The organism is Cetobacterium sp. NK01 (genome assembly GCF_024506395.1).
In the GTDB taxonomy this organism is placed as follows: Bacteria; Fusobacteriota; Fusobacteriia; order Fusobacteriales; family Fusobacteriaceae; genus Cetobacterium_A; species Cetobacterium_A somerae_A.
In genome coordinates this window covers 93,065-117,979 of record NZ_JANIBO010000005.1, presented here as the reverse complement: position 1 = coordinate 117,979, position 24,915 = coordinate 93,065, and the positions used below count along the sequence as shown (strand labels likewise).

The 24,915-nt window shown below is 24.0% G+C and carries 28 protein-coding genes; 16 read left to right on the top strand and 12 right to left on the bottom strand.

Annotation, left to right across the window (positions count from 1 at the left end; translation table 11 throughout):
* Positions 1 to 102 precede the first annotated feature (102 nt).
* Positions 103 to 363: an ArsR/SmtB family transcription factor gene (locus NON08_RS13955; RefSeq protein WP_256692229.1), complete on the top strand. Its 261-nt coding sequence runs from the start codon at positions 103 to 105 to the stop codon at positions 361 to 363.
* 27 nt (positions 364 to 390) lie between these two features.
* On the opposite strand, the gene NON08_RS13950 is transcribed toward NON08_RS13955, so the two are convergent.
* Positions 391 to 1,221 carry a MerR family transcriptional regulator gene (locus NON08_RS13950; RefSeq protein ID WP_256692228.1) on the bottom strand — a complete coding sequence of 277 codons (831 nt, stop codon included), beginning with the start codon at positions 1,219 to 1,221 and terminating at the stop codon, positions 391 to 393.
* A 99-nt stretch (positions 1,222 to 1,320) separates the two neighbouring features.
* On the opposite strand from NON08_RS13950, the gene NON08_RS13945 reads away from it, so the two are divergent.
* The 3 genes from NON08_RS13945 (at position 1,321) to NON08_RS13935 (ending at position 4,752) form a co-directional block, all read left to right on the top strand.
* Entirely contained in the window at positions 1,321 to 2,649 is a 1,329-nt protein-coding gene (locus tag NON08_RS13945) for an MATE family efflux transporter (protein ID WP_256692227.1), read from the top strand.
* Positions 2,650 to 2,930: 281 nt separating this feature from the next.
* On the top strand, positions 2,931 to 4,130 hold the full coding sequence (gltS, locus tag NON08_RS13940) for a sodium/glutamate symporter (protein WP_256692226.1): 1,200 nt from the start codon (positions 2,931 to 2,933) through the stop codon (positions 4,128 to 4,130).
* A 160-nt stretch (positions 4,131 to 4,290) separates the two neighbouring features.
* The gene (locus tag NON08_RS13935; RefSeq protein ID WP_256692225.1) at positions 4,291 to 4,752 is read left to right on the top strand and encodes a C-GCAxxG-C-C family (seleno)protein; all 462 of its coding nucleotides are present in this window, start codon (positions 4,291 to 4,293) and stop codon (positions 4,750 to 4,752) included.
* A 42-nt stretch (positions 4,753 to 4,794) separates the two neighbouring features.
* Here NON08_RS13935 and NON08_RS13930 read toward each other — a convergent pair whose 3' ends face one another.
* From NON08_RS13930 to NON08_RS13915, 4 genes are all read right to left on the bottom strand, one after another.
* The gene (locus NON08_RS13930) at positions 4,795 to 5,856 is read right to left on the bottom strand and encodes a M42 family metallopeptidase (RefSeq protein ID WP_256692224.1); all 1,062 of its coding nucleotides are present in this window, start codon (positions 5,854 to 5,856) and stop codon (positions 4,795 to 4,797) included.
* A 471-nt stretch (positions 5,857 to 6,327) separates the two neighbouring features.
* Positions 6,328 to 7,056 (bottom strand): MBL fold metallo-hydrolase, encoded by a 729-nt coding sequence (locus NON08_RS13925; RefSeq protein WP_256692223.1) that lies wholly within the window; start codon positions 7,054 to 7,056, stop codon positions 6,328 to 6,330.
* A 67-nt stretch (positions 7,057 to 7,123) separates the two neighbouring features.
* Positions 7,124 to 7,495: a VOC family protein gene (locus tag NON08_RS13920; RefSeq protein ID WP_256692222.1), complete on the bottom strand. Its 372-nt coding sequence runs from the start codon at positions 7,493 to 7,495 to the stop codon at positions 7,124 to 7,126.
* Positions 7,496 to 7,623: 128 nt separating this feature from the next.
* Complete coding sequence (locus tag NON08_RS13915; RefSeq protein WP_256692221.1) at positions 7,624 to 7,764, bottom strand: hypothetical protein; 141 nt, start codon at positions 7,762 to 7,764, stop codon at positions 7,624 to 7,626.
* A 341-nt stretch (positions 7,765 to 8,105) separates the two neighbouring features.
* Between NON08_RS13915 and NON08_RS13910 the strand changes: the two genes are divergently transcribed.
* Together NON08_RS13910 and NON08_RS13905 are read left to right on the top strand one after the other, a co-directional pair.
* On the top strand, positions 8,106 to 8,534 hold the full coding sequence (locus tag NON08_RS13910; protein ID WP_256692220.1) for a hypothetical protein: 429 nt from the start codon (positions 8,106 to 8,108) through the stop codon (positions 8,532 to 8,534).
* 135 nt (positions 8,535 to 8,669) lie between these two features.
* Positions 8,670 to 9,593, top strand: coding sequence for a glycosyltransferase family 9 protein (locus NON08_RS13905; protein WP_256692219.1), 924 nt, complete (start codon positions 8,670 to 8,672; stop codon positions 9,591 to 9,593).
* Between the two features lie 35 nt (positions 9,594 to 9,628).
* Here the strand turns inward: NON08_RS13905 and NON08_RS13900 are convergent, their stop codons facing one another.
* Positions 9,629 to 10,264: a YoaK family protein gene (locus tag NON08_RS13900; protein ID WP_256692218.1), complete on the bottom strand. Its 636-nt coding sequence runs from the start codon at positions 10,262 to 10,264 to the stop codon at positions 9,629 to 9,631.
* Positions 10,265 to 10,389: 125 nt separating this feature from the next.
* Here NON08_RS13900 and NON08_RS13895 point away from each other — a divergent pair, with 125 nt between their 5' ends.
* Entirely contained in the window at positions 10,390 to 11,580 is a 1,191-nt protein-coding gene (locus NON08_RS13895; RefSeq protein ID WP_256692217.1) for a cytochrome c biogenesis protein CcdA, read from the top strand.
* 72 nt (positions 11,581 to 11,652) lie between these two features.
* Here NON08_RS13895 and NON08_RS13890 read toward each other — a convergent pair whose 3' ends face one another.
* The 3 genes from NON08_RS13890 to NON08_RS13880 form a co-directional block, all read right to left on the bottom strand.
* Entirely contained in the window at positions 11,653 to 11,862 is a 210-nt protein-coding gene (locus NON08_RS13890; protein WP_256692216.1) for a hypothetical protein, read from the bottom strand.
* 85 nt (positions 11,863 to 11,947) lie between these two features.
* Positions 11,948 to 12,172, bottom strand: coding sequence for a zinc ribbon domain-containing protein (locus NON08_RS13885; RefSeq protein WP_256692215.1), 225 nt, complete (start codon positions 12,170 to 12,172; stop codon positions 11,948 to 11,950).
* Between the two features lie 9 nt (positions 12,173 to 12,181).
* The gene (locus tag NON08_RS13880) at positions 12,182 to 12,628 is read right to left on the bottom strand and encodes a YaiI/YqxD family protein (RefSeq protein WP_256692214.1); all 447 of its coding nucleotides are present in this window, start codon (positions 12,626 to 12,628) and stop codon (positions 12,182 to 12,184) included.
* A 126-nt stretch (positions 12,629 to 12,754) separates the two neighbouring features.
* Here NON08_RS13880 and NON08_RS13875 point away from each other — a divergent pair, with 126 nt between their 5' ends.
* On the top strand, positions 12,755 to 14,218 hold the full coding sequence (locus tag NON08_RS13875; RefSeq protein WP_256692213.1) for a bifunctional metallophosphatase/5'-nucleotidase: 1,464 nt from the start codon (positions 12,755 to 12,757) through the stop codon (positions 14,216 to 14,218).
* Between the two features lie 23 nt (positions 14,219 to 14,241).
* On the opposite strand, the gene NON08_RS13870 is transcribed toward NON08_RS13875, so the two are convergent.
* Both NON08_RS13870 and NON08_RS13865 read right to left on the bottom strand, forming a co-directional pair.
* Positions 14,242 to 14,814 (bottom strand): NUDIX hydrolase, encoded by a 573-nt coding sequence (locus NON08_RS13870; RefSeq protein ID WP_256692212.1) that lies wholly within the window; start codon positions 14,812 to 14,814, stop codon positions 14,242 to 14,244.
* A gap of 15 nt (positions 14,815 to 14,829) precedes the next feature.
* Positions 14,830 to 16,674, bottom strand: coding sequence for a hypothetical protein (locus NON08_RS13865; protein WP_256692211.1), 1,845 nt, complete (start codon positions 16,672 to 16,674; stop codon positions 14,830 to 14,832).
* A gap of 594 nt (positions 16,675 to 17,268) precedes the next feature.
* On the opposite strand from NON08_RS13865, the gene NON08_RS13860 reads away from it, so the two are divergent.
* The 8 genes from NON08_RS13860 (at position 17,269) to NON08_RS13825 (ending at position 22,677) form a co-directional block, all read left to right on the top strand.
* Positions 17,269 to 17,403, top strand: a complete 135-nt coding sequence (locus NON08_RS13860) for a hypothetical protein (RefSeq protein WP_256692210.1) — start codon at positions 17,269 to 17,271, stop codon at positions 17,401 to 17,403.
* Between the two features lie 46 nt (positions 17,404 to 17,449).
* Positions 17,450 to 18,523, top strand: a complete 1,074-nt coding sequence (locus NON08_RS13855) for a ParA family protein (RefSeq protein WP_256692209.1) — start codon at positions 17,450 to 17,452, stop codon at positions 18,521 to 18,523.
* Complete coding sequence (locus tag NON08_RS13850; protein WP_256692208.1) at positions 18,511 to 19,119, top strand: hypothetical protein; 609 nt, start codon at positions 18,511 to 18,513, stop codon at positions 19,117 to 19,119. The genes NON08_RS13855 and NON08_RS13850 overlap by 13 nt, the downstream gene beginning before the upstream one ends.
* A gap of 187 nt (positions 19,120 to 19,306) precedes the next feature.
* A complete protein-coding gene (locus tag NON08_RS13845) occupies positions 19,307 to 19,861 on the top strand; it encodes a CD3073 family putative ECF transporter S component (protein WP_256692207.1) in 555 nt (184 codons plus the stop codon).
* Positions 19,862 to 19,865: 4 nt separating this feature from the next.
* On the top strand, positions 19,866 to 20,390 hold the full coding sequence (locus tag NON08_RS13840; protein WP_256692206.1) for a CD3072 family TudS-related putative desulfidase: 525 nt from the start codon (positions 19,866 to 19,868) through the stop codon (positions 20,388 to 20,390).
* Entirely contained in the window at positions 20,383 to 21,195 is an 813-nt protein-coding gene (locus tag NON08_RS13835; RefSeq protein WP_256692205.1) for an energy-coupling factor ABC transporter ATP-binding protein, read from the top strand. Before NON08_RS13840 ends, NON08_RS13835 begins: the two co-directional genes overlap by 8 nt.
* Positions 21,180 to 21,980, top strand: coding sequence for an energy-coupling factor ABC transporter ATP-binding protein (locus NON08_RS13830; RefSeq protein WP_256692204.1), 801 nt, complete (start codon positions 21,180 to 21,182; stop codon positions 21,978 to 21,980). Before NON08_RS13835 ends, NON08_RS13830 begins: the two co-directional genes overlap by 16 nt.
* Entirely contained in the window at positions 21,961 to 22,677 is a 717-nt protein-coding gene (locus NON08_RS13825; protein WP_256692203.1) for an energy-coupling factor transporter transmembrane component T, read from the top strand. The genes NON08_RS13830 and NON08_RS13825 overlap by 20 nt, the downstream gene beginning before the upstream one ends.
* Positions 22,678 to 22,749: 72 nt before the next feature.
* On the opposite strand, the gene NON08_RS13820 is transcribed toward NON08_RS13825, so the two are convergent.
* Positions 22,750 to 24,897: a TonB-dependent receptor gene (locus tag NON08_RS13820; protein WP_256692202.1), complete on the bottom strand. Its 2,148-nt coding sequence runs from the start codon at positions 24,895 to 24,897 to the stop codon at positions 22,750 to 22,752.
* Between the last annotated feature and the right edge of the window lie 18 nt (positions 24,898 to 24,915).

The following is a 24,915-nucleotide window of genomic DNA, read 5'->3' as shown; positions in this document are numbered from 1 at the left end:
CAAATCACCGCTCCTTTAATTAATTATTGACTTTTTTTTTTAGCTATTATATCATAATATCAATAAATACTGAAATAGTAATTTATAAAAGGAGTTAAAATAATGGAGAAAGAAATAAAAATTTTAAAGGCTCTAGCTCATCCTTTGAGACTTGATATTATAAAACTATTGGTTAATAATGAAAATTTGTGTGTTTGTAAAATTCAAGAAGCTTTTAATATAGGACAATCTAATTTATCTCAACATTTAAGGTTATTAAAAGACGCTAATATATTAATAGCAGAAAAAAATGGTGGATGGGTACACTATAGTTTAAAAGATAAAAAAATTATTAAACTATTAGAATTATTAGATACGTTCTAATGATTAATCTTGTAAAAGAGCTAAAACTTAGCTCTTTTTTTTATCTTTATATATAACTGGAATTTGTATCTCTGTTATATATTCATTTACATCTTCTGTGGTATGAATATCCACATGAAAAATTTCAAAAATATCGCCTATTACTTCTAAATTATTTTCTATAATAAATTCCTTTGCTTTTATATAATATTTATAATTTTCAGAATAATATCCTTTATAAAAAATTGAAACATACTCTCCTTTTTCAATGTAATCTCCTTCCTCTGTTCCTTCATTATTTATGACAAAAATTTCCTCATAGGTATCATATTTATTTTGAAAAAAATTTTCCCTACTTAAAGTTCCACCAAATTCATTTTCTGTAAATAAAAAATCATTTTCCGAAAGTGTTTTTATACTCAAAAGTTTAATTTTAAAATCGATATCTCCATCTTCTTTAATTTGTCCTTTAGATTTTATAATTCTTCTTTTAGAAATAGATTTTAGCTGAGGAATTCCAAAAATTACATCATTTTTAAAATATTCTAAATTTAATTTCTTTATTAAAAGTTCCTCTTTTAATCTATTAAATTTTTCTAATTCTTTTTTTACAATTTGTAACTGCGAATCTAAAATTTTTTCTGTTGAATTAATGCTTCTCGTTTCTAAAAAACCTTTTATATCTTCTAATCCAAGACCAAGACCTCTTAAATTTCTTATATTGTTTAATTTCCAAATTTGTTCACTTGAATAATATCTATAACCACTTTCTTTTTTTAAGGCTGGTTTTAAAAGATTTATTTTTTCATAATGCCTTAAAGTATCAACGCTTATATTATAAATTTTACTTATTTCTCCTATTGAATAATACTTTTTCATAAACTCACCTCATATTAATTATACATTATTTTTTTATTTTATTAAAGAGTTGACTCTAGAACAATTCTAGAGTTTATAATATATAAGGAGGCGATTATTATGCAAAAAAAATTACTAAATGATAATCTTTTTAAACTTATTTTTAAATATGGAGTTCCATCCATTCTGACCATGTGGATCTTCTCTTTGTATACCATAGTTGATGGAATTTTTATAGGAAAATTTCTTGGTGCTAAAAGTTTAGCTGCTGTAAATATTGTTATGCCATACGTTAATTTTTCTTTTGCAATTGGTATAATGGTTGCTGTCGGAAGTTCAACTATGATAGCTATTCAGCTTGGTGCTGGAGAAGATTCAAAAGCACTAAAATCTTATAGTATATCTTTACAATTATTTATGGTATTTAGTTCTCTTTTAAGTTTAGTTGGAATTTTTTTTCCTGAAAAAGTTGTTAAAATTTTAGGTGCAAATGATATTATTTTAGAAGAAGCTAGCACTTATCTATTTTACTTATCATTCTTTACTCTTTTTTATATGTTATCTTATGGTTTTGAAAGTTTCGTAAGAATAGAAGGAAGCCCTAATTATTCTTTACTTTGTATATTGGGTGGAGCTATTATGAATATTGTTTTAGATTATTTTTTAATAGTTATACTGGATATGGGAATTAAGGGAGCAGCTATTGCTACAGGTACAGCCCAAATGACAACTGCTTTAATGCTAGGATATTTTTTACTATTTAAAGCAAAAAAATTAAAATACAATTTCACTAAATTTAATTTAAAAACAGTAAGATCTATTTTATATAATGGGTCTTCAGAATTTTTAACTGAAATGGCAACTGGTGTAGTTATTATGGCATTCAATATAAACATAATGGCTATAATTGGAAATGATGGTATATCTGCTTTTAGTGTTATTAGTTATATTTCTACTTTAGTTACAATGACTATGATTGGTTTTTCTCAAGGATTACAGCCTATTATTAGCTTTAATTATGGTGCCCAATCTAATAAAAGAGTTCTAAAAATTTTAAAAATAGGAACAATTACTGTTTTTTCTTTAGGTATTTTCTTTTTCTTTCTAATAAATATATTTTCTAATGAACTTGTTTCTATTTTTATAAAAGAAAATAAAGAACTTTTTACCTTAACCAAAGAAGCCGTTATATATTATAGTTTTACTTATATATTAATGGGAATAAATATAATTATTAGTTCGTATTTTACAGCTGTTGAAGATGCTTTTATTTCTAGTATTTTAAGTGTTTTAAGAGGTCTTATTTTTATTAATATTTTATTATTTCTTTTACCAGGAATATTTAATACTAAGGGAATCTGGTTATCAGCTCCTGTAAACGAACTTATAATGCTTATAATTTCATCTATATTTTTTATTAAAAATGGATATAAAAAAATTATTCAGTAATATTATTCATTATCATATTAAAAGTCGCTAAATTAATATTAGCGACTTTTTTTATTTTTTATACAATTAGGATATATATAATATATATCCTAATAAAGAAATCTATCCTTAATTTGTTTATTTTTATAATACTAAAATACAATTGTGTTATATAAAAATAATATAAAAAGCTAACATATATATATTTTATGTCCTAAATTATTTTTGTATATTTGTCTTTTTGTAAAACTGAGGACTATACTTACAATTAGTTCTATATACAAATTTTCAGGAGGTTATATATGTTTGAGTACACATTTAATATGAGTGAGACTTTGGCAGTAGCTGTAATTTTGTTAATTATTGGTCGATGGATTAAGAAAAAAGTATTTTTTTTTGACAAATACTTTATTCCTGCTCCAGTGATTGGTGGTGTAATTTTCTCAATATTTACATTAATTGGAAAAAATACTGAAACTTTTGTATTCTCATTTGAAGGAGAATTGAAAAATCTATTAATGATTGCATTTTTTACAACAATTGGATTTTTGGCGAGTCTTAAACTTTTAAAAAAAGGAGGAATTCAAGTTTTAATTTTTTTAGGAGCTGCTAGTGGATTGGTAATTATACAAAATTTTATTGGAATTCATTTAGCTAAATTTTTTCATTTAAATCCTCTACTTGGAATTGCTGCTGGATCAATTCCTCTAACTGGTGGTCATGGAACTTCTGGAGCATTTGGTCCTGTTCTCGAAGCTGCTGGAGCAACTGGAGCTATGTCAGTAGCTATTGCTTCTGCTACTTTTGGATTAGTTGCAGGATGTCTAATAGGTGGACCCGTTGGAAAAAGATTAATGATAAAATATAATTTAATTGGACATAAAGAAGAGGAATTTATAACTGAAGGCAACACAAAAAAAATTGATATAAAAAAAGAAAATATTACAGAGGAATCTATTTTTAAAGCTATTGTTTTAATTGTTGTATCTATGGGAGTTGGAGGAATTATAAATAGTTTAGCTAAAAAAATTGGTATTGTTTTACCTACATATATTGGTCCAATGCTTATAGCTGCATTTATAAGAAATATTGTTGATTCTAAAGGTGGTGAACTGCCACTTCATACTGTTAATATTATAGGTAATATTGCTCTTCAACTTTTTTTAGCAATGGCCTTAATGTCAATGAGATTATGGGAACTAGCTGCACTTGCTGTACCATTGGTTGTCATTTTGCTAATTCAAACACTTGTAATGGCTTTATATGCTTATTTCATAACTTTTAGAGCTATGGGAAAAGATTATGATGCTGCTGTTATTGCCACTGGTCATTGTGGATTCGGTATGGGAGCAACTCCTAATGCTATGGCAAATATGGAATCTTTTACTGCTGCTAATGGTCCATCTCCAACAGCATTTTTCGTTTTACCTTTAGTGGGAGCTTTATTTATAGATTTTGTAAATGCTTCTATTATAACCGTTTTTATGAATATATTTGGATAATAAGATAATTAATAAGACTGAGTCTAAAGCTAAAAATTTTATAAAAAATTTTTGTTTTTGAGTCAGTCTTTTATTTTATATTTCTTTGAAATTTAAATCTTTGTTTTTTATAAATAAAATGTTAAAATAAAAATAAGTCCATTAAAAAAGGAGAGAATATATGAATAAAGAAATAAGTATTAAAAAAATTAAATTTGATGCTGAAGAATCTTATAGATTAGGTGATTTTTTCTGCTCAGAAGCAATAGTTAATTCTATTAGAAATAACATTGCTCCTGAAATGCCTGAGGCTTTAATCGCTGCAGCTTCTGGTTTTCCTGTTGGAATTGGAAAATCAAAATGTGTTTGTGGAGCAGTTAGTGGAGGAGTAATGGTTATTAGTTATTTTTTTGGAAGAACTAAGGGTGGAGATACTAAAGTTAATAAAAATCTTGAACTTACTTATGAACTTCAAGAAGAATTTAAAAAAAATCATAAAGTTTTATGTTGTAAAATTTTAACTCATGGAATGGATATGGGAGCAAAGGAACATAAAAATCAGTGCGTTTCTTTTACTGGAGAGGTTGCTGAAGCTGCTGCTATAATTATCGCTAGAGAATTAGGTTTAAAAATTATTGATTAAATAAAAAAATAGGTGGATAATTTAGACCACCTATTTTTTTATTTAAAAATTTTTAATTATTTCTTCTGTTAACTCTTCAAGTAATTTTTTACCTAAAATTATTGCATCTTTATAATCTCTCACAGATGCATATGTATAATGTGTATGAATATATCTTGTAGGAATTCCAATTACAACTGTTGGAATACTTTTATCAGCTATATGATATTTAGCACCATTTGTACTTCCGCCACTTCTTGCTATAACTTGAAAAGGTATATTATTTTTCTTAGCTATATTTTTTACAAATGTTTGAACTTTTGGATTTGAAACCATTCCTGCATCTAAAACTCTTAATTGTATGCCTTTTCCCAAAGCTCCTTTTGATGAAAAATTATCTTTAAAAGTGTCATCTGCTGGTGATCCCTCAAAAATAATAGCAAAATCTGGCTTTATTTTATTTGCAGCAACTTGAGCACCTCTTAACCCAACTTCTTCTTGAGAACTTATAACTCCTATTGGATTAACTCTTAATTCGTTATAATTTAATTCTTTTAAAATCTCCATTACAATAGCGCAACCTAGTCTATTATCAAAAGCCTTTCCTCTAACTACATCTATTTTTTGATCATAAGAAAATACTACATCCGGAGTTATAGGATTTCCTACTTCTATGCCATATAACTCTGTTGTTTCTTCATACGAACTAGTTCCAATATCTATAACTAATTCTTCTATTTTAGGTAATCTTTGCTTTTCTTCTACTGTCATAAAATGAGGTGGCTTAGATGATACTACTCCTTTTATATACTCATTTTTAAAATTTTTTATAATAACTGAATGAGCAGGAATATTTGTAATATGCCATCCTCCTAGAGGTAAGAAAGTTATAGTTCCATTAGCTTTAATACCTTCAACCATAAATCCAACCTCATCGCTATGGCTATCTAAAGCTACTATTGGATAATTATTTTCTTTATTATTTTTTATATAAAGATTATTTATAGAGTCGCCTTCACAATTAAAATTTTTCATGTTATTTTTAATAAAAGCAGTAACCTCATATTCATGGCCTGGTGCTCCATGTAAATTTGATAAATTTTCTAATAATTTAATTTTATTCATTTCCCCTCCCAAAATTAAAACATTCTTTAAAAACTTTTAACTATTTTATCATACTTTAACTTTTTTTTACTAAATTAATATTTTTGATTTAAATTTTTTGATGCTCCTGCAGTTTCCATTTCTAAAGAAGAGCATGATGTAATCCCTAAAAGTAAGAATCCAAGTACTAAAATTATCTTTAAATTTTTCATAGAATACCTCCTTAATTTATATAAATAAACTACTAAAAAATAAAAAAACTTCCTTCTGGGGAAAAGGAAGTTTTTTATAACACGGGGGAGTGTTAAAATAAAAAGATTTAAATAAATTTTTTGGGGGGTATTAAATTTACTTAATCATCGGTTTAAATTAATAATACCATATCCGAACTAGTATGTCAAATGTGTTTTTTATACGAAGCATTACACTTTTATTTCGTTTTATTAATGATCGATATTGCTTTTTTTAAGAACAAAGTATGATTTCCCAGCTTTATATATTTATTCTCAATAAAGAATTTTCATTTTCTATTTCGATTCCCTTAACTCCAAATTTTAAAATTCGTTTCTTAAATTCTTTAGTTATATAAAAAGCGTCGTCAAAATGCATAGGAACCATTATTTTAGGTCTAAGTTTTTCAGCAAAATATTCTCCTCCTAAATAACAAAATTCTTCTAACCTAGGATCAACTGGGAAAAAGGCAATATCTATATTTTTATTCACTGAAATATTTAAAATTATATTTTGATAAAGTTCTTTCATATATCTCTCTTCATCCTCAGTGTCATCTTTCCAATACCACCAATTCAAATCTCCTGCATGAAATATCTTAGTATTATCAATTTCTACTAAAAAAGAAACTCCTAAATCAGTAGATCCATAGGCTTCTACTTTTATTGTTTCTATTTCTAATTTTTCTTTTTCTTTAATCAAATGATATTTTTTTGGTTTTTCATTAAAAATAATATCATCGCTTAAAATATACTCAATATCCTCTTTTTTATTTTTCCAAGAAAAAATATCTTTATTAAAATGATCATAATGACTATGAGATGAAAATACAAGTACTTTCTTTTCAGTATTATATATTTTCTCTTCTAAAAATAGTATATTTTCTTGTGATTTTTTTGAATTTTTAAAATAATCAAATACTATTAAATAATTTTTAGTTTCTAATAAAAATCCACTATGATAAATATAATATACTTTTAAATCTTTCACTCAATCATCTCCCTAATAATTCAAATTTTTTAATAAATAAAAAAGGAGAATACCATCTCCTTTTTATCTATTTTCTAGGCGGAATAACTTCTAACCAATATCCATCTGGATCATTTATAAAATAAATTCCCATACTTGTATTCTCATAACAAATACATCCCATTTCTCCATGTTTTTTATGAGCAGCCTCATAGTCATCTGTTACAAAAGCTAGGTGAAACTCCTCATCTCCCAAATCATACGCTTCTTCCCTATCTCTTAACCATGTTAATTCAATAGTAAAATTTGTTTCATTATCCCCCATATAAACTAATATATAACTACCATCTTCAGCTTCTTTTCTTCTTACCTCTTTCAATCCTAGAGCTTCTTTATAAAACTCTATACTTTTTTCAAGATTTAAAACATTAATATTAAAATGATTAAAAACAAACTTCATTAATATTCCTCCCTAAAATATAATTATCTAAATAATACATTAATTTAACTTTAATTGTCAATATTCATATTAAAAATAGAGCTTAGATATCTAGTTTATATCTAAGCTCTACTATATATTTATATATTTTAGCAAGCTTTATCTTGCTCTTCCATTCTTTTTTCTATTGACTCTTGCTTTAATCCAAGTATAACTAAATCCAATAATTCATCCATTGTATAACCTTTTAATTTTTCTTTTAGCTTCTCTTCTCTTTCTTTATGGTTCAATTCTACCTCCATTAAATATAAAAAATTCAATTTTTGTATACATTAATAATATCAAATTTTTCCAACTAATGTAAATATATAAAATAAATGATTTTTAAAAAAATTATTCTTATAATGAATTTTATAAATATTTTTATTAATTTATTTTTATTATAATTAATTTTATAAAAAATTAAAAAAAGAGAATGTATAAATGACTATGATATTTAAAGAGAAAGGAAGAAACAAAAAAAATTGTATAGATATAGTAAATAATTTCATGCAATAAATATTGAACATTTAAAGAAGAATTAGAAAATAATTTTCTTTAATTGTCACTAAAACTAAAGGAGTGATTCTAAATGTTTGAAGAAGAATTTATTACAAAACATATAAATTATGTTTTTAAAAATTGGAATGTTAATTTTGAGGATTTAGATCAAGATACTGAAGCTACTTATAACAATGAGTCTTTTCCTAAATCTGTTGAAGATTTAATTTATGATTATTATACTGATGACGTAAGAAAAATTTTACAAAATATTTCTAATGATGATAATCTTTTTTTCCTTTATGACAACACTGTTTTAGAAAGATTATCTAAAATAAATACATCTTCTTTAAATAATCGAGAAAATTCAATAATTATTTTTTTAAAAAATAATTATAATAGTCAAAAAAATAAATGTTGTTGGGATTTAATTTTAGATAATTTTTATAATGTATTGGAAACTCTTAGAAAAAAGTATATAAAAGAAAATATTGAAAACAATACAGAAAAAAATCTTTAACTTTATTAATAAAAAAATAGTATTTTTTAATTATAACTTTAATCTCAGACTTTACAAAATATTTTTTTCTCTAACTTTTACCATTTTTTTACTTTTATATAGGATAATAACTCTATATAAAAGGAGATGGTAATATTGAAGAAATTAGGATATATTTTTGGAAAATTATTTTTAGATAAAAAAAGAAATCTTAAAATAAAAGGAAAAAAAGTTTTAATAAATGATTGTCAAAAAATAGGAAATTATTTATTTAAAACTCCATTAATAAAAGGATTAGCTTTAAATGGATATGAAGTATCTATTCTTGGTAGTCTTGTTACAAAAGAACTTGCAGAAAATAATCCATATATAAAAGAAGTTATTGTTGATAATAGCTATCGTAAAAAATCTTTTGATATTTTTAGAAATATTAAAACTGGTTTAAAATATAGAAATAAATTTGACTATTATATCGAATTAGTTGGAAGTATATATTTAAGAGAAATTATACTTATGAAATTATTAAAAGCTAAAAAAATAATAGGTATAGAAAGAAAGCATGGAAAAACTCTTAATATTATCAATAGAATTTTTAACCGTCAAGATCATATGAGAGAAAATGGAGTTGAAGTTTTAAAAATTTTTGGAATAAAAGACCCTGGAGGAATCTATGATATTTTTCTTAATAAAAATAATAAATATTCCTATTATATGAAAAAAAAACCATTAATTTTATATAATGGTTTAGCATCAACTTCTTCTAGGAGCATTTCTTTAGAAGATGAAAAAACTATTTTAAAAAATCTTTCTAAAATTAAATGGGCTGAAATTAAAAAAATAGAAAAAGAAGATTCTCTTTTAGATCTTTGTAGTCTTATTAAAAAGGCAGATTTAGTTATATCTGTTGATACAGGTATTACGCATATAGCTTCTGCATTTAATATTCCTATTCTCGTTCATAAGTGCAATGAAAATGTTTTTCCTAAAAGTGATATAAGTATAGAAATATCTTTTTTTAGTAAAAATTTATATAAAATTGCCGAAGATGTTTTAGAGTATAGCCATGTTATTTCAGCTTAAAAAAAAAGTTGGCACTATTAAAATGCCAACTTTTTTTATTTTTTCAAACTTAAAAATAATCCACAAATTATATACAAAATCGAATATAAGAATACTGTATAATCGCTCATATAAAACAAACAAATTAAAGCCACTATACCTCCTAAAGTATATTGACTTATTTCTAATGCTGCAATTAAAACATGATCTATTTTATCTTTTTCACCCTTTATTACTTTTCCCAAATAACTTCCAAAATCTGTTAAATTTCCCGTCATGTGAGTGCTTCTTATCAAATTTCCTTTAAATCTAATGCTCATACCATTTTGGAATCCCATTGTTAATGTTAAAAAATATAAAAATAAATTATTATTTTTTATAATATTATCTAAATACAATATTATACAGCCGAATATAACCATAATTTTCCCATATTTTTTTAGATTTTTTTCTTGAGAATCTTCACTTATTATAGCAGAATAAATAGCTCCTACAACAAAACATATTATCATTATTAATAATTCTAATAATTTTTCATACCATATAAGTTTATATAAATATTCAGCTACTGAAGTGAATGTTCCTGAAAAATGTGATATTGGATGTCCAAAATAAAACAATGTTATAATATTTATAAAACCACTAAAAAAACATAAACAAATAACTATTAAATAATAATCTCTATTTTTCACAAAAACCATCTCCTTTTACATTTATTATCATACTAGATTGTATTTTTTTTTCTTTTTTATTCTCTTGCTTTTATAATTAAAATCCTGTATTCTTTTCATATAAATTCTATATAAAGGAGATAATTATGGAAATCGAATTACTTTTTTATTTTTTGACTTTTCTCAGTGGAATTTTATCATTCTTTTCACCATGTGTTATACCTATAATTCCAATATATTTTAGTTATCTTACAGGTAATGGTAAACAGGTTGATTGCTATGGAAACTTAACATATAACCAAAAAAAAGTTTTTTTTAATACGTTATTTTTTATCTTAGGAATCTCTACTTCTTTTTTTATTTTAGGAGTTTCTTTTACTACAATTGGCAATATTGCATTCAGTCAAAAAAATATCATCTCTAAAATTGGTGGAATCATTATTGTAATACTTGGTTTATTTCAACTTGAAATAATAAAAATAAACACCTTATACAAAGAAAAGAGAATAACTTATGATAGCAAAAATGTTTCTCCTTTTATTGCATTTATAACAGGATTTACTTTTAGCTTTGCTTGGACTCCTTGCGTTGGGCCAATACTTTCATCAGTCTTAATTTTAGCTACTACTCTGCACAATAACACTCTTGCAAATTTATTAATTTTTATATATTCTTTAGGATTTGTTATTCCATTTTTATTAATTGGAATATTCACTACTATTTTATTAAATTTTTTTAAAACCCATCAAAAATTTTTGAAATATACAGTTAAAATATCTGGATTTTTTTTAATAGTTATTGGAACTTTAACCTTCTTTGGATACACTAATCAACTTTCCAATTATTTTTTGCCTTCTAATCCAACAAATTCTATTTCTAATGAAAGTAATACAGTTTTGAATAAAGATAGTTATCGATTAATTGATCAATATGGAGTTGAGCATATCCTATCAGATTATAAAGGTAAAGTTATACTATTAAACTTTTGGGCTACTTGGTGCCCTCCTTGTAAGGAAGAAATGCCATATCTAGAAGAAATCTATAAAAATTTTGGATCAAATAAAAAAGATGTCATAATCTTAGGAATTACAAATCCTATAACTGAAGAAAACTCAAATGGACAAGATAAAAATATCGAAGAAATAAAATATTTTTTAAATGAAAATAAATATACATTCCCTACAATGTTCGATAAAACAGGTATATATTTTGATAATTTTAAAATCCGAGCATTTCCAACTACATTTATAATTGGAAAAGATGGCGAAATTAAAGTTGTTACTCCTGGCGCTATGAATAAAGAACAAATTTTAAAACTTATAAATAATAATCTTTAATTTAGGATTAAATAAAAATAGCAGTTCACAAAAGTGAACTGCTATTAAATTATTAAAACTTATGGTTAAATCTTATATTTTTTCATTATTTGAAACAAAACTAATCAATTTAATCTTTTGAGATCCAGTAGCATAAACTATAATTTCAGAAACACCTGATTCCATAAACTCTGCTCCAATTTCATCTATTTTTTCTTTTAAAATATCTTGTTCTTGCTTATTATTTGTTTCAATAGCAATTTCCCATCTTCCCATAATATCTACTTCGCTTATAACTTTCATGATATCATCTCCTCTAAAAATAATTGCGTCTAAGAGGTTATACCATATTTATAAAATTGTTCCTTTATTACTTTTTTCTTCAATACTATAATTTAATTTCTTCCATTTTATATACAATATCTCTTTTAGATTTTAATTCATTACATCTATTACACCAATAACTTACTGAGCCACATGCAGCTAATTTTTCAAGCTCACTATTATCTAAAGGACAGTATGCTTTTTTTATATATTGCTTATTACATACTTTACAAATATATCTATTTCCTACTTTCTCTAATTTTTTTTTACAATTTAAACATTCTTCCATTTTTTCCTCCTATACATTTTTATTTATTTTACTTAAAAGTTGTAATAAACTTTGTTCAAAATTTTTATCTTGCTCTACTACTCTTTTTCGAGGTCCTCTAGTTCTTTTTCCCGAATTTCTCATTTTTTGGGATATATGTCTACTAAAAAGTAAACTCTCAATATTATATTTATTATAAATTAAGCCATCTTGATTTATTCCATATGCATTTTTTGAAAGTATTATAGATGCTAATCCATAATCTTGAGTAACAACAATATCACTTTCATTTGTTTTAGATATAATTACAAAATCAACCGCATCAGCACCTTGATTTACAACTACTGTCTCTATATTTTCTCTCTCAATTTTATGAGCATTATCACATACTATTATACACTCTATTTTTTGTTCTTTAGCAATTTTTAAAACTATGTCTGTTACTGGACAAGCATCTGCATCTACAATTATTTTCAATTAAACCAACACCTTTTTATTATTTTATTATATTTTAACAATATTTATAATTCAAAAGCAAGAAATTATATATCTTTTTAATAGAATTTATGTTAAACTTATAAAACAACTTTTTTAGGAGGTATTATGGAATTTGATAATATTAATTATGACCTAACTTTTATTCATCTTAATGATATTCATGGACGAGTAAATGGTGAAAATAATGGCATTGATATTTCAAAACTCTTTACTTTTTTAGAAGAATTACGTAAAAATAAAAATAATGGTCAAGTTTTTTTAATAGATTCAGGTGATACTCTTCATGGAACTTCTTTTGCTAACCTTTCTAAAGGGAAATCTATTATTGATATTTTTAATATGCTGAAAGTCGACTATACTACTTTAGGAAACCATGATTTTAACTATGGGTATGACCATTTAAAAAAACTTCTTTTATTGCAAAATTATAAAACTCTAACTTTAAATTTAATCGATGATAATTCCAACACTATCCCTTTTGACATCATTAAAATTAATGGTTTTAATATCTGCTTTTTTGGTATTATTACTCCAGAAACTTACTATAAGACAAGCTTTAAAAATATAAATGATTTAACAATAACTGACCCTGAAAAATCTTTTGCTGAACTTTTAAAAAACTTAAAGGATAAAAATATAGATTTTTATGTAGGTATAACTCACCTAGGATTAGATACAAGTACCAAGGATATTTATCAAAGTTTAAATTTAGCTAAAAATTTTCCAGAAATTAATATACTTTTTGATGGTCACAGTCACACTGAAATTTCTGAAAAATATATTTTTAATAATACTCTAATTAGTCAATCTGGACACTATAATAAAAAAATATCTTTAGTCCAAGTAAAACTATTTGATCTTAATTATACTCATAAATTTAAATATAAATTATTAGATAAAAATTATATTGATTCTTATAAAAGTGATTTCAAAATCAAAAATAAAATTAAACTTATTCAAAAATCACAAGAATTAATTACAAAAACCATTATTGGTAAAACTTCAGTACCTTTAATTGGAGACAGAGAATTAGTTAGACGAAGTGAAACAAATTTTACTCATCTTATAACAGATGCAATACTCTGGAAAACAAATTGTGATGCTGTTTTAATAAATGGAGGAAGTATTAGAGATTCTATAAACCAAGGAAATATAAGTATTGGAGATATTATAAATTCTCTTCCATTTGGGAATTGCATTGTTACTAAAAAAATAAAAGGGTCTGATCTTAAAATTGCTCTTGAAAATGGATTAAAATCTTATCCTAATTTATTAGGAGCAATGGCGCAAGTTTCTGGATTAGAAGTTTTTTTTAATCCTAATAATCCACCATTTAAAAAGGTGACGGATATTTTTATAAAAAAAATTCCATTATCTCTAGATTTAAATTATTGTATTGCCATGACTGATTTTATGTCTTTAGGTGGTGAAGAATATATATCACTTATATCTGGAGATGAAATAAAACATTATTCTAGTGTTGAAGATATCGTTATTGAATATATTAAAAATTTTAATGTTAATATTGATACAAAAATAACACCAAGGTTAATTATAGATTACAATTAAAATTTATACAAAAATATCTTCGGTCATGACCGAAGATATTTTTGTAATTTCTTATTTAATTTTTTATAAATAATATTCATATGATCTTCTTTACAAATTTTATCTATATCATCTATCTTTACCCATTTAACTCCACTATTTTCATCTAATTTCATATTTAATTCATCTTTATCATTTGCTTCTAATAAATATGTTACATTTAAATGTAAATGTTCTAGAATATATTGCCCCTTCTTCATATGCCCATTTACATTAAGTATTTCAATAGAAAAAATAGATTTTAATAAAACTTTAATTTCTTTTAATCCAGTTTCTTCTTTAGCTTCATTTATTGCAACTTCTAAAAGATTTTCATTTCCATCTGCATGACCTCCGGTCCAAGACCAAGAGTCATATATATTATGATAAATCATTAAAACTTTATCTCGATTTTGATTTACAATCCAAGACGAAGCTGTAAAATGAAAAAAAATATTTTCTCTAGTAAAAATATTTTTTTCTTTACTTAATAAATTTAATAAAAGTTTTTTATCTGATTTTTCTTGGTTATTTTCTGGATGATACTCATTCAACTGTTTTTTTAAATCAAAGATCATTTTATAACTCCATTTTTATTTTTTTTCGCTATTTAATCTTAAAACAACTAATTTAACCATTTCTATAATTTCTTCTTCTGAAATTTGATCTAAATTTTTATTTAATAGTATCTCTTTTCCTACTTCTAACTTTAAAGATATTTCTTGATCTAGGTTAAGATTTAATAATCCTGAATAAAATGTTATCTTTTCATTTATTGATTTATAAACCTCTTCTAAAATTAATCTTTTTTCATTTTTTAATTGAATATTTTTTTCCTCTTTTAATGGGATAATCTCTTCTTCCACTATTTCCATTTTATTTATAAAATACTTAGTATCCTCTAAATAATCACAAATTATTTTTGATTTTCCAGCCTTAAATGCAATTTTTTGTATTTTCGTGTCTTGACCACACTTTTTTATATAGTATTTATATGCTGCTTCCTCTACTTCTAATTTTTCTCTATCATTTAATAAATTAAATTTATCCAAAATATCACTTTCTATTTTTAAAGATTTCTCCTCATTTGTTTCAATGAACTCTTCATTAAGTAATATTTTATCTTTTTGCCTTATCTTAAAAACTTCACTAATATCTTCATCTTTTGTCCAATCATTTTCAAGTGCTTTAATAAAATAGGCTCTGACCTTATCTACTTTATTTTTTTTCATATAAACTGCTACTTTTTGTACTTTTTCTAATCCATAATTTTCTATAGAATCTTTTATTGTTTTAGACATTGTTTTTAAACTTCTTGCTTTAATAGGCATTAAATTTAAAACTTCTTCTATCATTTCAGTAGTCACAATAATAAAATTATTTTTTTCATCATCATCTTGTAAATCTTTATTCTCAGTATGACTAACTAATAATTGACTTTGGCTTAATTTTCTAAATTCATTTAAATCATCAAAAAATCTTTGTTGCTTATCTTGAACTGTAAAATCGTAAAAAAATATCTCAACTTCTGCACTCTCCCAAGTTCCATCTTTTTCTAGCATAAAATTTTTAATTAAATCTTTATCTTTCAACTCTTGAAAACTTTTTATTAAAGTTTTTACTGTTCTTCCAATATTGCTTTTATCATACTTTAATGGAATTCTTTTGATTAAATACATAACATCTATTTTTAAATAAATATCATTGAACCTAAGTTTTTCTATTAACATATAAATTGTTCTAGCTGTACTAGATTCTATATCCAATAGTACAGCTGCATCGTATACTAAATAACCTTTAGCTAATATATTTTTATAAAAAAAGTCAGATATTTTTATTTGATAAATTTCTTTTATTCTTCTATCGTTTATTTTTGCCTTTATTTCTGCATTTTCTTTTCTCTCTAAACTAACAATATCCAATTCAAAAATAGATCTAGTTATTTCTTCCTTTAAGACAGATTTTAATTCGTTAAAATACATTGTATTTTTAAAACTATAAAAAGTATTAGCTATTCTAAGTAAACTTTTTTTTATAAGTTCATTTGCTCTATTTGTATTTAATCCTAATTCTTTTTTTAACTCACTTAAAGTTACCCAAAATTTTTGAGGCATTCCTTTATCTTTCATTATTTTCATTAATACTATAAAAACTTTTTCTTCCATTTCTCCTGGAATGTGATACCCTGAAGCTGGAGTTACAGTTATATATGTGTCTCTATTGTTATTAAAATAATATTTAACTATTTGATTAGTTTTTCTTTTAGTATTTTTACTAAATATAGGATACTGTATAATATTCATATCCATTCTAATTAATGCTCTATTTTTTATAAAACTTTCATCTAAAGTTATATTTTCTTCAACTATTTCTGTTTGTGGCGTATCTATAACTTCTTGATAATCTAAATTGTTGCTTTTCTTTTTTACTATTTTCATAACTCAACTCCAACAATTTTTTCTTCATTATATGGGTATATCTTAATTATTTTCATTATTTTTTTTTTATTTAATTAGATTATACCTAAAAAAATCCAATTTTTCAAGATAAAAGCTCCCATATAATGAAGAAATTATTTTTTTTATATAAAATACTCCTAGTAAATGAAGAAAAAAAAAGCTTAATTCAAAGAGTACCCACATAATGAAGATAGAAGCTCCCATGTAATGAGGAAAAATATCCCATATAATGAGGATAGAAGCTCCCATATAATGAGGATCAAATATCCCATATAATGAGGATTAATATAATGTCTCTAAAAGCTTTAAAAATCAATGCTTACTTGTTATTTTTTACTTTATTTTTTTGTACATAACAATATATAACAATATATAACAATATATAAACAACTATAACAATATGATTATTTATAAAACAAACGCATTTTTTATAAAATTAAAAATATATGCGTTGACTTTTGGAATTTTATGTTGTATTCTTATAATATAAAAAAAGAGGTAATCAAAATGATATACCCCTACTGGCAATAGAAGTATATCATTTAATCCTCTAAAAATCAAGGAGGCTTAATAATGAGATTAACAATTTTAAAAAACGGAATAGAAGTAACTCTTTATTTTAAAAAAAATTTAAAACAAGAAAAGGTAAAATATATTGTTAACACAGAAGAAGAAGCTTATAGAATAGCTAATTTACTTTTATATTAAAAAATATTTTCGGTCATGACCGAAAATATTTTCCAAGGGAGTATATATGATTTTTGAAAAAAAAATAAATTTAACATTTAATAAAAAAAATAAAATATCAACAGCTTATATAAATATTCCTATAAAAGGAATTAAATTAATGAATAATCCCAAAACATTAAGTTGTAATTTTAATAAAAATAATAATGAAATTATTTTAACAAAAAATGAAACTGGGCAACCTTTAATTATACAAGCAAATGGAAATACAAAACTTTATCGTTTTACTTTAGATAAAGAACTTATTGAAAAAATTGGATATAAAAAAAATCAATTAGTTAAAATAGATATTACAGAAGAAGAAATAAAAATAAATTTTACTCAGGAGGAAAAAATGTCTAAGATAATTTCTATTATTAATTTTAAAGGTGGCGTAGGAAAAACAACTACAACTCATTGTATAGGATCTGGATTAACACTTTTTAATAAAAAAGTGTTATTAATAGACACAGACCCTCAAGCAAGTTTAACCTTTACAGCACTAAATGAAACTCCAAAATTAACAATAAAAGATTTATTAGTTGATCAAAAGAATATAAATGACATTATAATAGAAACTGAAAATTTTGATTTAATTCCTTCAAATCTAATATTAAATTTAGCGGAAAGACAATTAACTTCAAAATTTGGAACGGAAAAACTTCTAAAAAAAGCATTAAATAAAATTGAAAAAACATACGATTATATAATTATAGATTGTCCTCCAAGTATGAATTTATTTACTATAAACGCTTTATTTGCATCTGATTATGTATTAATACCATGCGAAACAGAACTTTTAGCATTAGATGGATTAAATCTTTTAATTCAAACATTAGAGCAAACGGAAGAAGAGCTAGATGTAAAAATAAAAAATACATTAGTTTTACCAACAAAATTAGACAAAAGAAAAAAAGTAAGTAAAGAAATCTATGAACATCTACTAGAAAATTTTAAAACAACAAAAACAACAATAAGAACATGTTCAAAATTAAATTTATTAGGATTAAATAAAAATTCAATTTATCAAATAGATTCGACATGTACAGCAGCAATAGATTATAAAAATTTAGTGGGGGAAATTATAGAATGGGATTGTTAGCAAATTATAAAAAAAGTGAAGTTACTATAAAAAAAGAGAAATTCGAATCAAATTTTGATTACAGTGACTTTAGTTTTGATGATAAAGAAAACTTAATTGAGCTTGAAAAAAAAGCTATTCATACAGGAAATTTATTAAAAGAAAATTTAAAAGAATTAGGAGATGTTTTTTTAGAAGCGCATAAAATTTTTTCAAATAACAAAAATGGAATGTTTGGAAAATGGTATGAAAATTTAGGATTTAAAAAAGATTTTGTTTATCTTTGTTTAGATAGAAGAAAGTTATCTCTTCAATATAATTCAAAAGACATTTATAAATTTCCTGATAGAATAATAAAAGATATAAAAAAAATAGAAAAAGAAAATGAAGAAATAGTTGTAGAAATTTTAAATTCTGAAGATCCAAAAGAAAAAATAAAAGAAATAAAAGAAAATTTAAATAAAGAAAAAAAGAAAATAACTGAAAATGTAAAAAAAGAAAAAATAAAAGAAAAGCTAACAACATTATTTAGAATTTTAAATAATAATGAATTCTCTGACGAAAGATTAATAAGAATAGAAAATATATTATTAAAATTAGAAGATGAAATATTTTAAAAAACCTTTTATTATTAAGGTTTTTTTTTGTATAATAATATAAATAACGATTAGGGGGAATTTAATGAAATGACTTAAATGATATATTAATGCTTTTAGGTTAAAAGTAAAGAAATCTTAAATTAGGAAGAAAATAACTATAAAACTATTATGAATTAGTTTAAGTGAAAACTAAAAAAGGGGAAAAATGAATAAAAATACATCATCAATAACAATTTCAGCATTGGGAATCGGGTTAAATATTATATTAGCAACATTAGGAAAAACTTTTAGTATACCTTTTTTATTTTTAGATACAATAGGAACAATTCTTTCAGGAGCTTTATTAGGACCATTTTTTGGTGCTATAACAGGATTGATTACAAATGTAATAACAGCAATGGTAAATAACCCTGTAGAGCTACCTTTTGCAATAGTTAATATGATGATAGGAATAGTTGTAGGGCTTATAGCTAAAAAATTTGGATTTACTATAAAAATTGCAATATTAACAGGAATTTTATTATCAGTGCTGGCACCATTAATTGGAACACCAATAGCAGTATCTTTATTTGGTGGATTAGCAGGAGGTTCGATGGATATTTTAACAGGATGGTTTGTTAAAAGTGGACAAAAAATATTCACTGCAGCATTTATACCAAGAATAATGTCAAATTTAATTGATAAAATAGTTTCATGTGTCATTGTAGCAATAATAATAAAAAAACTTCCGAATAGTTTATTAAATAAAATAAAAGGTTAATTTTATGAAGAGAGGAAAAAAAATTATTATATTATCTCATTGTATTTTAAATCAAAATTGTGTTGTAAAGCCTTATGCAAAAGACCAAGAAGAGTTTTTTAAATTTATAAAAAGTTTTCTTTTAAATAATTATGGTTTTATTCAACTTCCTTGTCCTGAGTTGGTTATATTAGGTTTAAAAAGATGGGGACATGTAAAAGATCAATTAGAATATCCAAATTTTAAATTGGAGTGTAAAAAATTACTTTATTCTATTGTAGATCAAATAGATATATATTTAAAAAATGGATATGAAGTAAAAGGAGTTTATGGCATTAAGGGAAGTCCTAGTTGCGGAGTTAATAAAACTTGTAGAGGAGATTGGGAAGGAGAAGCAAGCTGTTATAAAAATTTGGAAGATATTATAAATAGAGTGCACCTAGTTTCTGAAAAAGGAATTTTTATGGAGATACTAGAAGAACTTTTAAAAGAAAAAAATATCAAATTAAGTTTTTATGATATAGATGATTGGAGTGAAGAGATTGATTAAATTAGAATCAATAAAATTTTCTTATAATCAAGAAATTATATTCCAAGATTTTTCTATAAATTTTAAAAAAGGAAAATTTTATACTTTGTTAGGGAAAAATGGCTCTGGAAAAAGTACTTTAATAAAATTAATTCTAGGTATAGAAAAAGTAAGTCAAGGAAATATATATATAGATAATTTAAATATAAGAGAAAGTCTTTTTCAATGTAGAAAAAATATAGGAATAGTATTTCAAAATCCTGATGAACAACTTGTAACTGATATTGTAGAGGAAGAAATTGCTTTTTCGATGGAAAATTATGGATATAGTTCAGATTTCATGAAAAGAAAAGTAGAAAAATTATTGAAAGAAATAGATTTTTTTGAAAAAAAGAATGAAGAGATATCTAAATTATCAGGTGGAGAAAAACAAAGAGTTTGTATAGCTTCTTCTTTAGTTTTAGATCCTAAAATTTTAATACTAGATGAAGGAACGGCGATGCTCGACCCAGAAAATAGAAAAATAATACTAGATATATTAAGAAATTTAAGTAATAAGGGGATGACAGTGATTTTAGTAACTCATCATTTAAATGAAATAGAATTTTGTGATGAAGTTATTTATCTTGAAAAAAATAAAATCAATTTTAATGGGCCTAAAAAGCTTTTTATGAACTTTCTTGTAAAAAATGAGATAGACCAAGGGATAGAGTTACCTCCTATGTTTAAAGTCGCTAGAAGCATTTATTTAAGAACTAAAAAGGATGTTTCAGAAGATATTTTTAATTTAAATAAAATGGGGGAGCATTTATGGAAATCTCTTTAAAAAAAGTTAACTCAGGATATGATGAGACAATTTTGAAAAATGTCAATATGGAAATAGAAGAATGTTCATGGACATTTATAATAGGAAAAACAGGTAGTGGAAAATCAACACTTTTACAAACTATAGGATTTTTATTGAATAATATTCAAGGAGAAATCTTATGGAAAGGAATTAATTTATCTAATTCTCAAAACTTAAAAAAATTTAGAGAAGCTACAGGATATATGTTTCAATATACTGAGAAACAATTTTTTAATAATACAATAAAAGAAGAGATTGAGTATATTTTAATTAAGAAAAAAGTTTCTAGAGAAGAAATTGATAGAAATGTAAATGAAGTTTTAAAACTTTTGAAACTATCTAACGAAATTTTAAATAAATCTCCATATGAAATAAGTGGAGGTCAAAAAAGGTTAGTTGCATTAGCATCAATTTTAGTCACTTCTCCTAAATTATTATTATTAGATGAACCAACTGCGGGATTAGATTTAGAAAATAAAAAGTTATTTTTTGATGTCTTAAAACAATTAAAAAATAAAGGAGTTACAATTATACAAATATCTCATTTATTTGAGGATGTTTTAGAATATGGAGATAAAGTTTTTTTATTAGAAAATAAAAAAATTATAAATGAAGGAGTTCCTTTAAAAGTTTTAGAGAAATCTGACTTGGAATTTATAGAATTTTGTAAAATTATTAATAAATTTGGAATAGAAACAGAAAATATGAAAAACATAGATGAATTATTAGAGAGGATTGGGATAGATGCTAAAGAAAGATTTTGACCCTCGAACAGTATTTTATACAACTGTAGGTTATATTATAGCAATTAGTTTTGCAAATAAATATTATCAGATAATTATAATTTTACCATTTATATTTTATCAAATGAAATTATTTTCAGCTGATTTAAACAAATTAAAACGAATATTTAAGTATTCAATAGGACTTTTACTATCAATGATATTTGTAAATTTGCTCTTAATGAATAAAAATATAGAATATGTATTTCTTTCTACTTTTAGACTTTTAACAATTATTTTGTTAGTTACCTCTATGGTTTCTAAAATGGAGATTAGAGAGATTGGATTTGTAATAGAGAAGATGTTATCACCTTTAAAAATATTTAAAGTTCCAGTTGACTCAATAGGAGTTATAACAGCTTTGGCATTTAAATTTATTCCAATGTTAGAAGAAGAAAGTAAAAGAATAATAATAGCTCAAAAAGCAAGAGGCATTGATTATAAATTGATGAATCTGAAAGAAAAAATTAGCAATATTTTAACACTATTTTTTCCAGTAGTTATTTGTGGAATACAAAATGCAGTAAATTTAGCAATATCTATGGAAGTTAGAGGATATGGAAATGGAATTAAAAGAACTAGATTAAAAGATTATAAATTAGAAAAAAATGATTATTTTTATCTTTTTTTTAGTTTTATGATTTCTATTTTATATGTTGTATTTTGTTTAAGTGTTTAAAATGAAAAAGCTAAGGTGACTCTGTTAAGGTCAATCCTTAGCTTTTTTTATAGATTAAAAATTAGTTTTCTTTTAAAATATATAAGTAAACCCTGAGTAGAAAGTTCTTCCATTAGCTGGATCATAAAGAATCTCATTACTGGAGATACCTTCTTGATCATAGTTATCTCTATTTAAGATATTATTAATACCTCCATATATTTTTAATCCGTTATTAAAGACATAATTAAGGCTTAAATCAAGAGTTATAAAACTTTGAGCCTCATACTTATTAGCTTTATCTAAATAGTATTTATCTTTATAATTAAAAGATAATATAGAGTTAAAATTATTTGTAAAATTGATAAGTGTTCCTAAGTTAGCATTTATTTTAGGAGTATATGGAACTTGATTACCCTCTAAATTTGAGTTTTTAGAATCCTCTTTAATTTTAGCATCTATATAAGCTAGATTTTCAAAGAAAACAAACTTTCCAAAAGGTTGCTCTAAACTCAATTCAATACCTTTTCGCTCAGTTTTACCAAAATTACCATAATACCATTCTTTTCCATGAGAAACTTCGCTATAATAAATTTCATTTTTAGTTTTTCCAATGAATCCATTTAGAGAAACAAAACTTCCAAGGAGATAATCTTTAATTCCAATTTCTAAAGTTTGATTTGTTTCAGGCTTTAAATCATTTAAGACATAATCAGTTCCATCTTTATCTTGAAACTCTGTTGGAGCAGGAGTTCTAAAACTTTCTTCGAAACGAGTATAGACATTACCAGTATCAGAGTATAAATAATTTATAGCAAATTCATAGCTATCATTATGCATTGATTTTTTTATATAATCAGTTTTTAAACCTGTATCAACGTAACCATTGTTGAGAAAAATAGGTTTTACTCTATGGTAATAGTGACTATTTTTTGTAGTATTATATTTTGTCCATTCTCTTCTATAACCTTGTAAAAATTCAAATTTATCAAAAGATGTTTTATTAAAAATATAGATTCCATTGCTTTCTTTTTTACTTGATAAATCGTAAACTTTATACATATCCATAAAATTAGCAAAATCTCTTTTACTTTTTTGCTCTTTATAATCATAACCTAAAATTAAGTAACTATTAGTCATATAATTATATTTTAAAGATGGATTAATTTTAAATTTTTCATCAGTAAAGGTACCGATATTATCGGCATAGTAATTTTTGTAATCAAATGGATTTGTTAAAGAACCAAAGTTTGCATATGTAGCCTCTTTAGTTGTAACATCATTAGTATTTTTTTGATAGCTTCCGTTTAAATTAAATTCAAATTCATTATTAATTTTTTTAGTGTAATTGAAAGAAAATTCATCTCTTCTTAAGTTAGATTTATCTAAGATATCTCCAGTTCCTTCTAAAAGTGGATATTTATTACTTGAATTATTTTTAAGATACGAACCATCAAAATCTACACCAGATTGTGAAGAATTATTTTTTAATTGATCTTTAGTTAAAAGGTTAGCTGTTTTATTTTTTTTATTGTAATAGGAATATTGTAACTTTAATTTATCATCTTTAGTTAAATTTAATAAAGTTGTAAAATCAACATGTTCTGAATTAAGTTTTTCATCATCTCTATTAGTATGGCTATTTTCTTTTGAATAATTTAAGATGAAAGACATATAATCATTTATTTTAAGAGAAGTTCCAATATCAAAGATATTCTCTCCTTTACTACCATATCTATAACCAATATTCCCATTAGTTTTCTCTACAGAGTCTTTTGTAATAATATTAACAAGTCCTCCAGTAAAACCATCACCATATAGAACACCATTACCACCAGGTAAAATTTCAATTCTTTCAATTGATGATAAAGCGATAGAATTTAAAGGTAGTGTTCCATGATTTATATCAACAGGATTAATAGAGGTACCATCAACTAAGACTTGAACAGTTGCTTTTGAATTAATACCGCTACCTCTCATTTGAATTGACTCTCCTACAGAGTTTCTTGTAATAGTAATTAAAGGTGAACTATTTAAAGTTTCAGTAACATTTTTAAAATTTTTTTCAGAAATTTCTTCTTTTGTTATTATTTGAATATTTTTTGGTGTATTTTGTATAGAATCTTCATATCCAACAGAAGATATAACACTTTTTTCTAAAAATACCCCATTTTTTTCTAGCTCCATAGAATAATTTAAAGTAGAAATTAAAATCCCCAATGAAATAAAATATTTGTTCATAATACCTCCGTTATAAAA

Excerpts from the sequence above, each read along its gene's own strand:
- NON08_RS13850 (WP_256692208.1), top strand. The coding sequence starts at position 18,511 with ATGGGATTGTTAGCAAATTATAAAAAAAGTGAAGTTACTATAAAAAAA.
- NON08_RS13865 (WP_256692211.1), bottom strand. The coding sequence starts at position 16,674 with ATGAAAATAGTAAAAAAGAAAAGCAACAATTTAGATTATCAAGAAGTT.
- NON08_RS13875 (WP_256692213.1), top strand. The coding sequence starts at position 12,755 with ATGGAATTTGATAATATTAATTATGACCTAACTTTTATTCATCTTAAT.
- NON08_RS13920 (WP_256692222.1), bottom strand. The coding sequence starts at position 7,495 with ATGAAGTTTGTTTTTAATCATTTTAATATTAATGTTTTAAATCTTGAA.
- NON08_RS13950 (WP_256692228.1), bottom strand. The coding sequence starts at position 1,221 with ATGAAAAAGTATTATTCAATAGGAGAAATAAGTAAAATTTATAATATA.
- NON08_RS13910 (WP_256692220.1), top strand. The coding sequence starts at position 8,106 with ATGTTTGAAGAAGAATTTATTACAAAACATATAAATTATGTTTTTAAA.
- NON08_RS13825 (WP_256692203.1), top strand. The coding sequence starts at position 21,961 with ATGCTAAAGAAAGATTTTGACCCTCGAACAGTATTTTATACAACTGTA.
- NON08_RS13840 (WP_256692206.1), top strand. The coding sequence starts at position 19,866 with ATGAAGAGAGGAAAAAAAATTATTATATTATCTCATTGTATTTTAAAT.
- NON08_RS13855 (WP_256692209.1), top strand. The coding sequence starts at position 17,450 with ATGATTTTTGAAAAAAAAATAAATTTAACATTTAATAAAAAAAATAAA.
- NON08_RS13935 (WP_256692225.1), top strand. The coding sequence starts at position 4,291 with ATGAATAAAGAAATAAGTATTAAAAAAATTAAATTTGATGCTGAAGAA.
- NON08_RS13955 (WP_256692229.1), top strand. The coding sequence starts at position 103 with ATGGAGAAAGAAATAAAAATTTTAAAGGCTCTAGCTCATCCTTTGAGA.
- gltS (WP_256692226.1), top strand. The coding sequence starts at position 2,931 with ATGTTTGAGTACACATTTAATATGAGTGAGACTTTGGCAGTAGCTGTA.
- NON08_RS13845 (WP_256692207.1), top strand. The coding sequence starts at position 19,307 with ATGAATAAAAATACATCATCAATAACAATTTCAGCATTGGGAATCGGG.
- NON08_RS13830 (WP_256692204.1), top strand. The coding sequence starts at position 21,180 with ATGGAAATCTCTTTAAAAAAAGTTAACTCAGGATATGATGAGACAATT.
- NON08_RS13870 (WP_256692212.1), bottom strand. The coding sequence starts at position 14,814 with ATGATCTTTGATTTAAAAAAACAGTTGAATGAGTATCATCCAGAAAAT.
- NON08_RS13895 (WP_256692217.1), top strand. The coding sequence starts at position 10,390 with ATGGAAATCGAATTACTTTTTTATTTTTTGACTTTTCTCAGTGGAATT.
- NON08_RS13945 (WP_256692227.1), top strand. The coding sequence starts at position 1,321 with ATGCAAAAAAAATTACTAAATGATAATCTTTTTAAACTTATTTTTAAA.
- NON08_RS13890 (WP_256692216.1), bottom strand. The coding sequence starts at position 11,862 with ATGAAAGTTATAAGCGAAGTAGATATTATGGGAAGATGGGAAATTGCT.
- NON08_RS13820 (WP_256692202.1), bottom strand. The coding sequence starts at position 24,897 with ATGAACAAATATTTTATTTCATTGGGGATTTTAATTTCTACTTTAAAT.
- NON08_RS13930 (WP_256692224.1), bottom strand. The coding sequence starts at position 5,856 with ATGAATAAAATTAAATTATTAGAAAATTTATCAAATTTACATGGAGCA.
- NON08_RS13885 (WP_256692215.1), bottom strand. The coding sequence starts at position 12,172 with ATGGAAGAATGTTTAAATTGTAAAAAAAAATTAGAGAAAGTAGGAAAT.
- NON08_RS13860 (WP_256692210.1), top strand. The coding sequence starts at position 17,269 with ATGAGATTAACAATTTTAAAAAACGGAATAGAAGTAACTCTTTATTTT.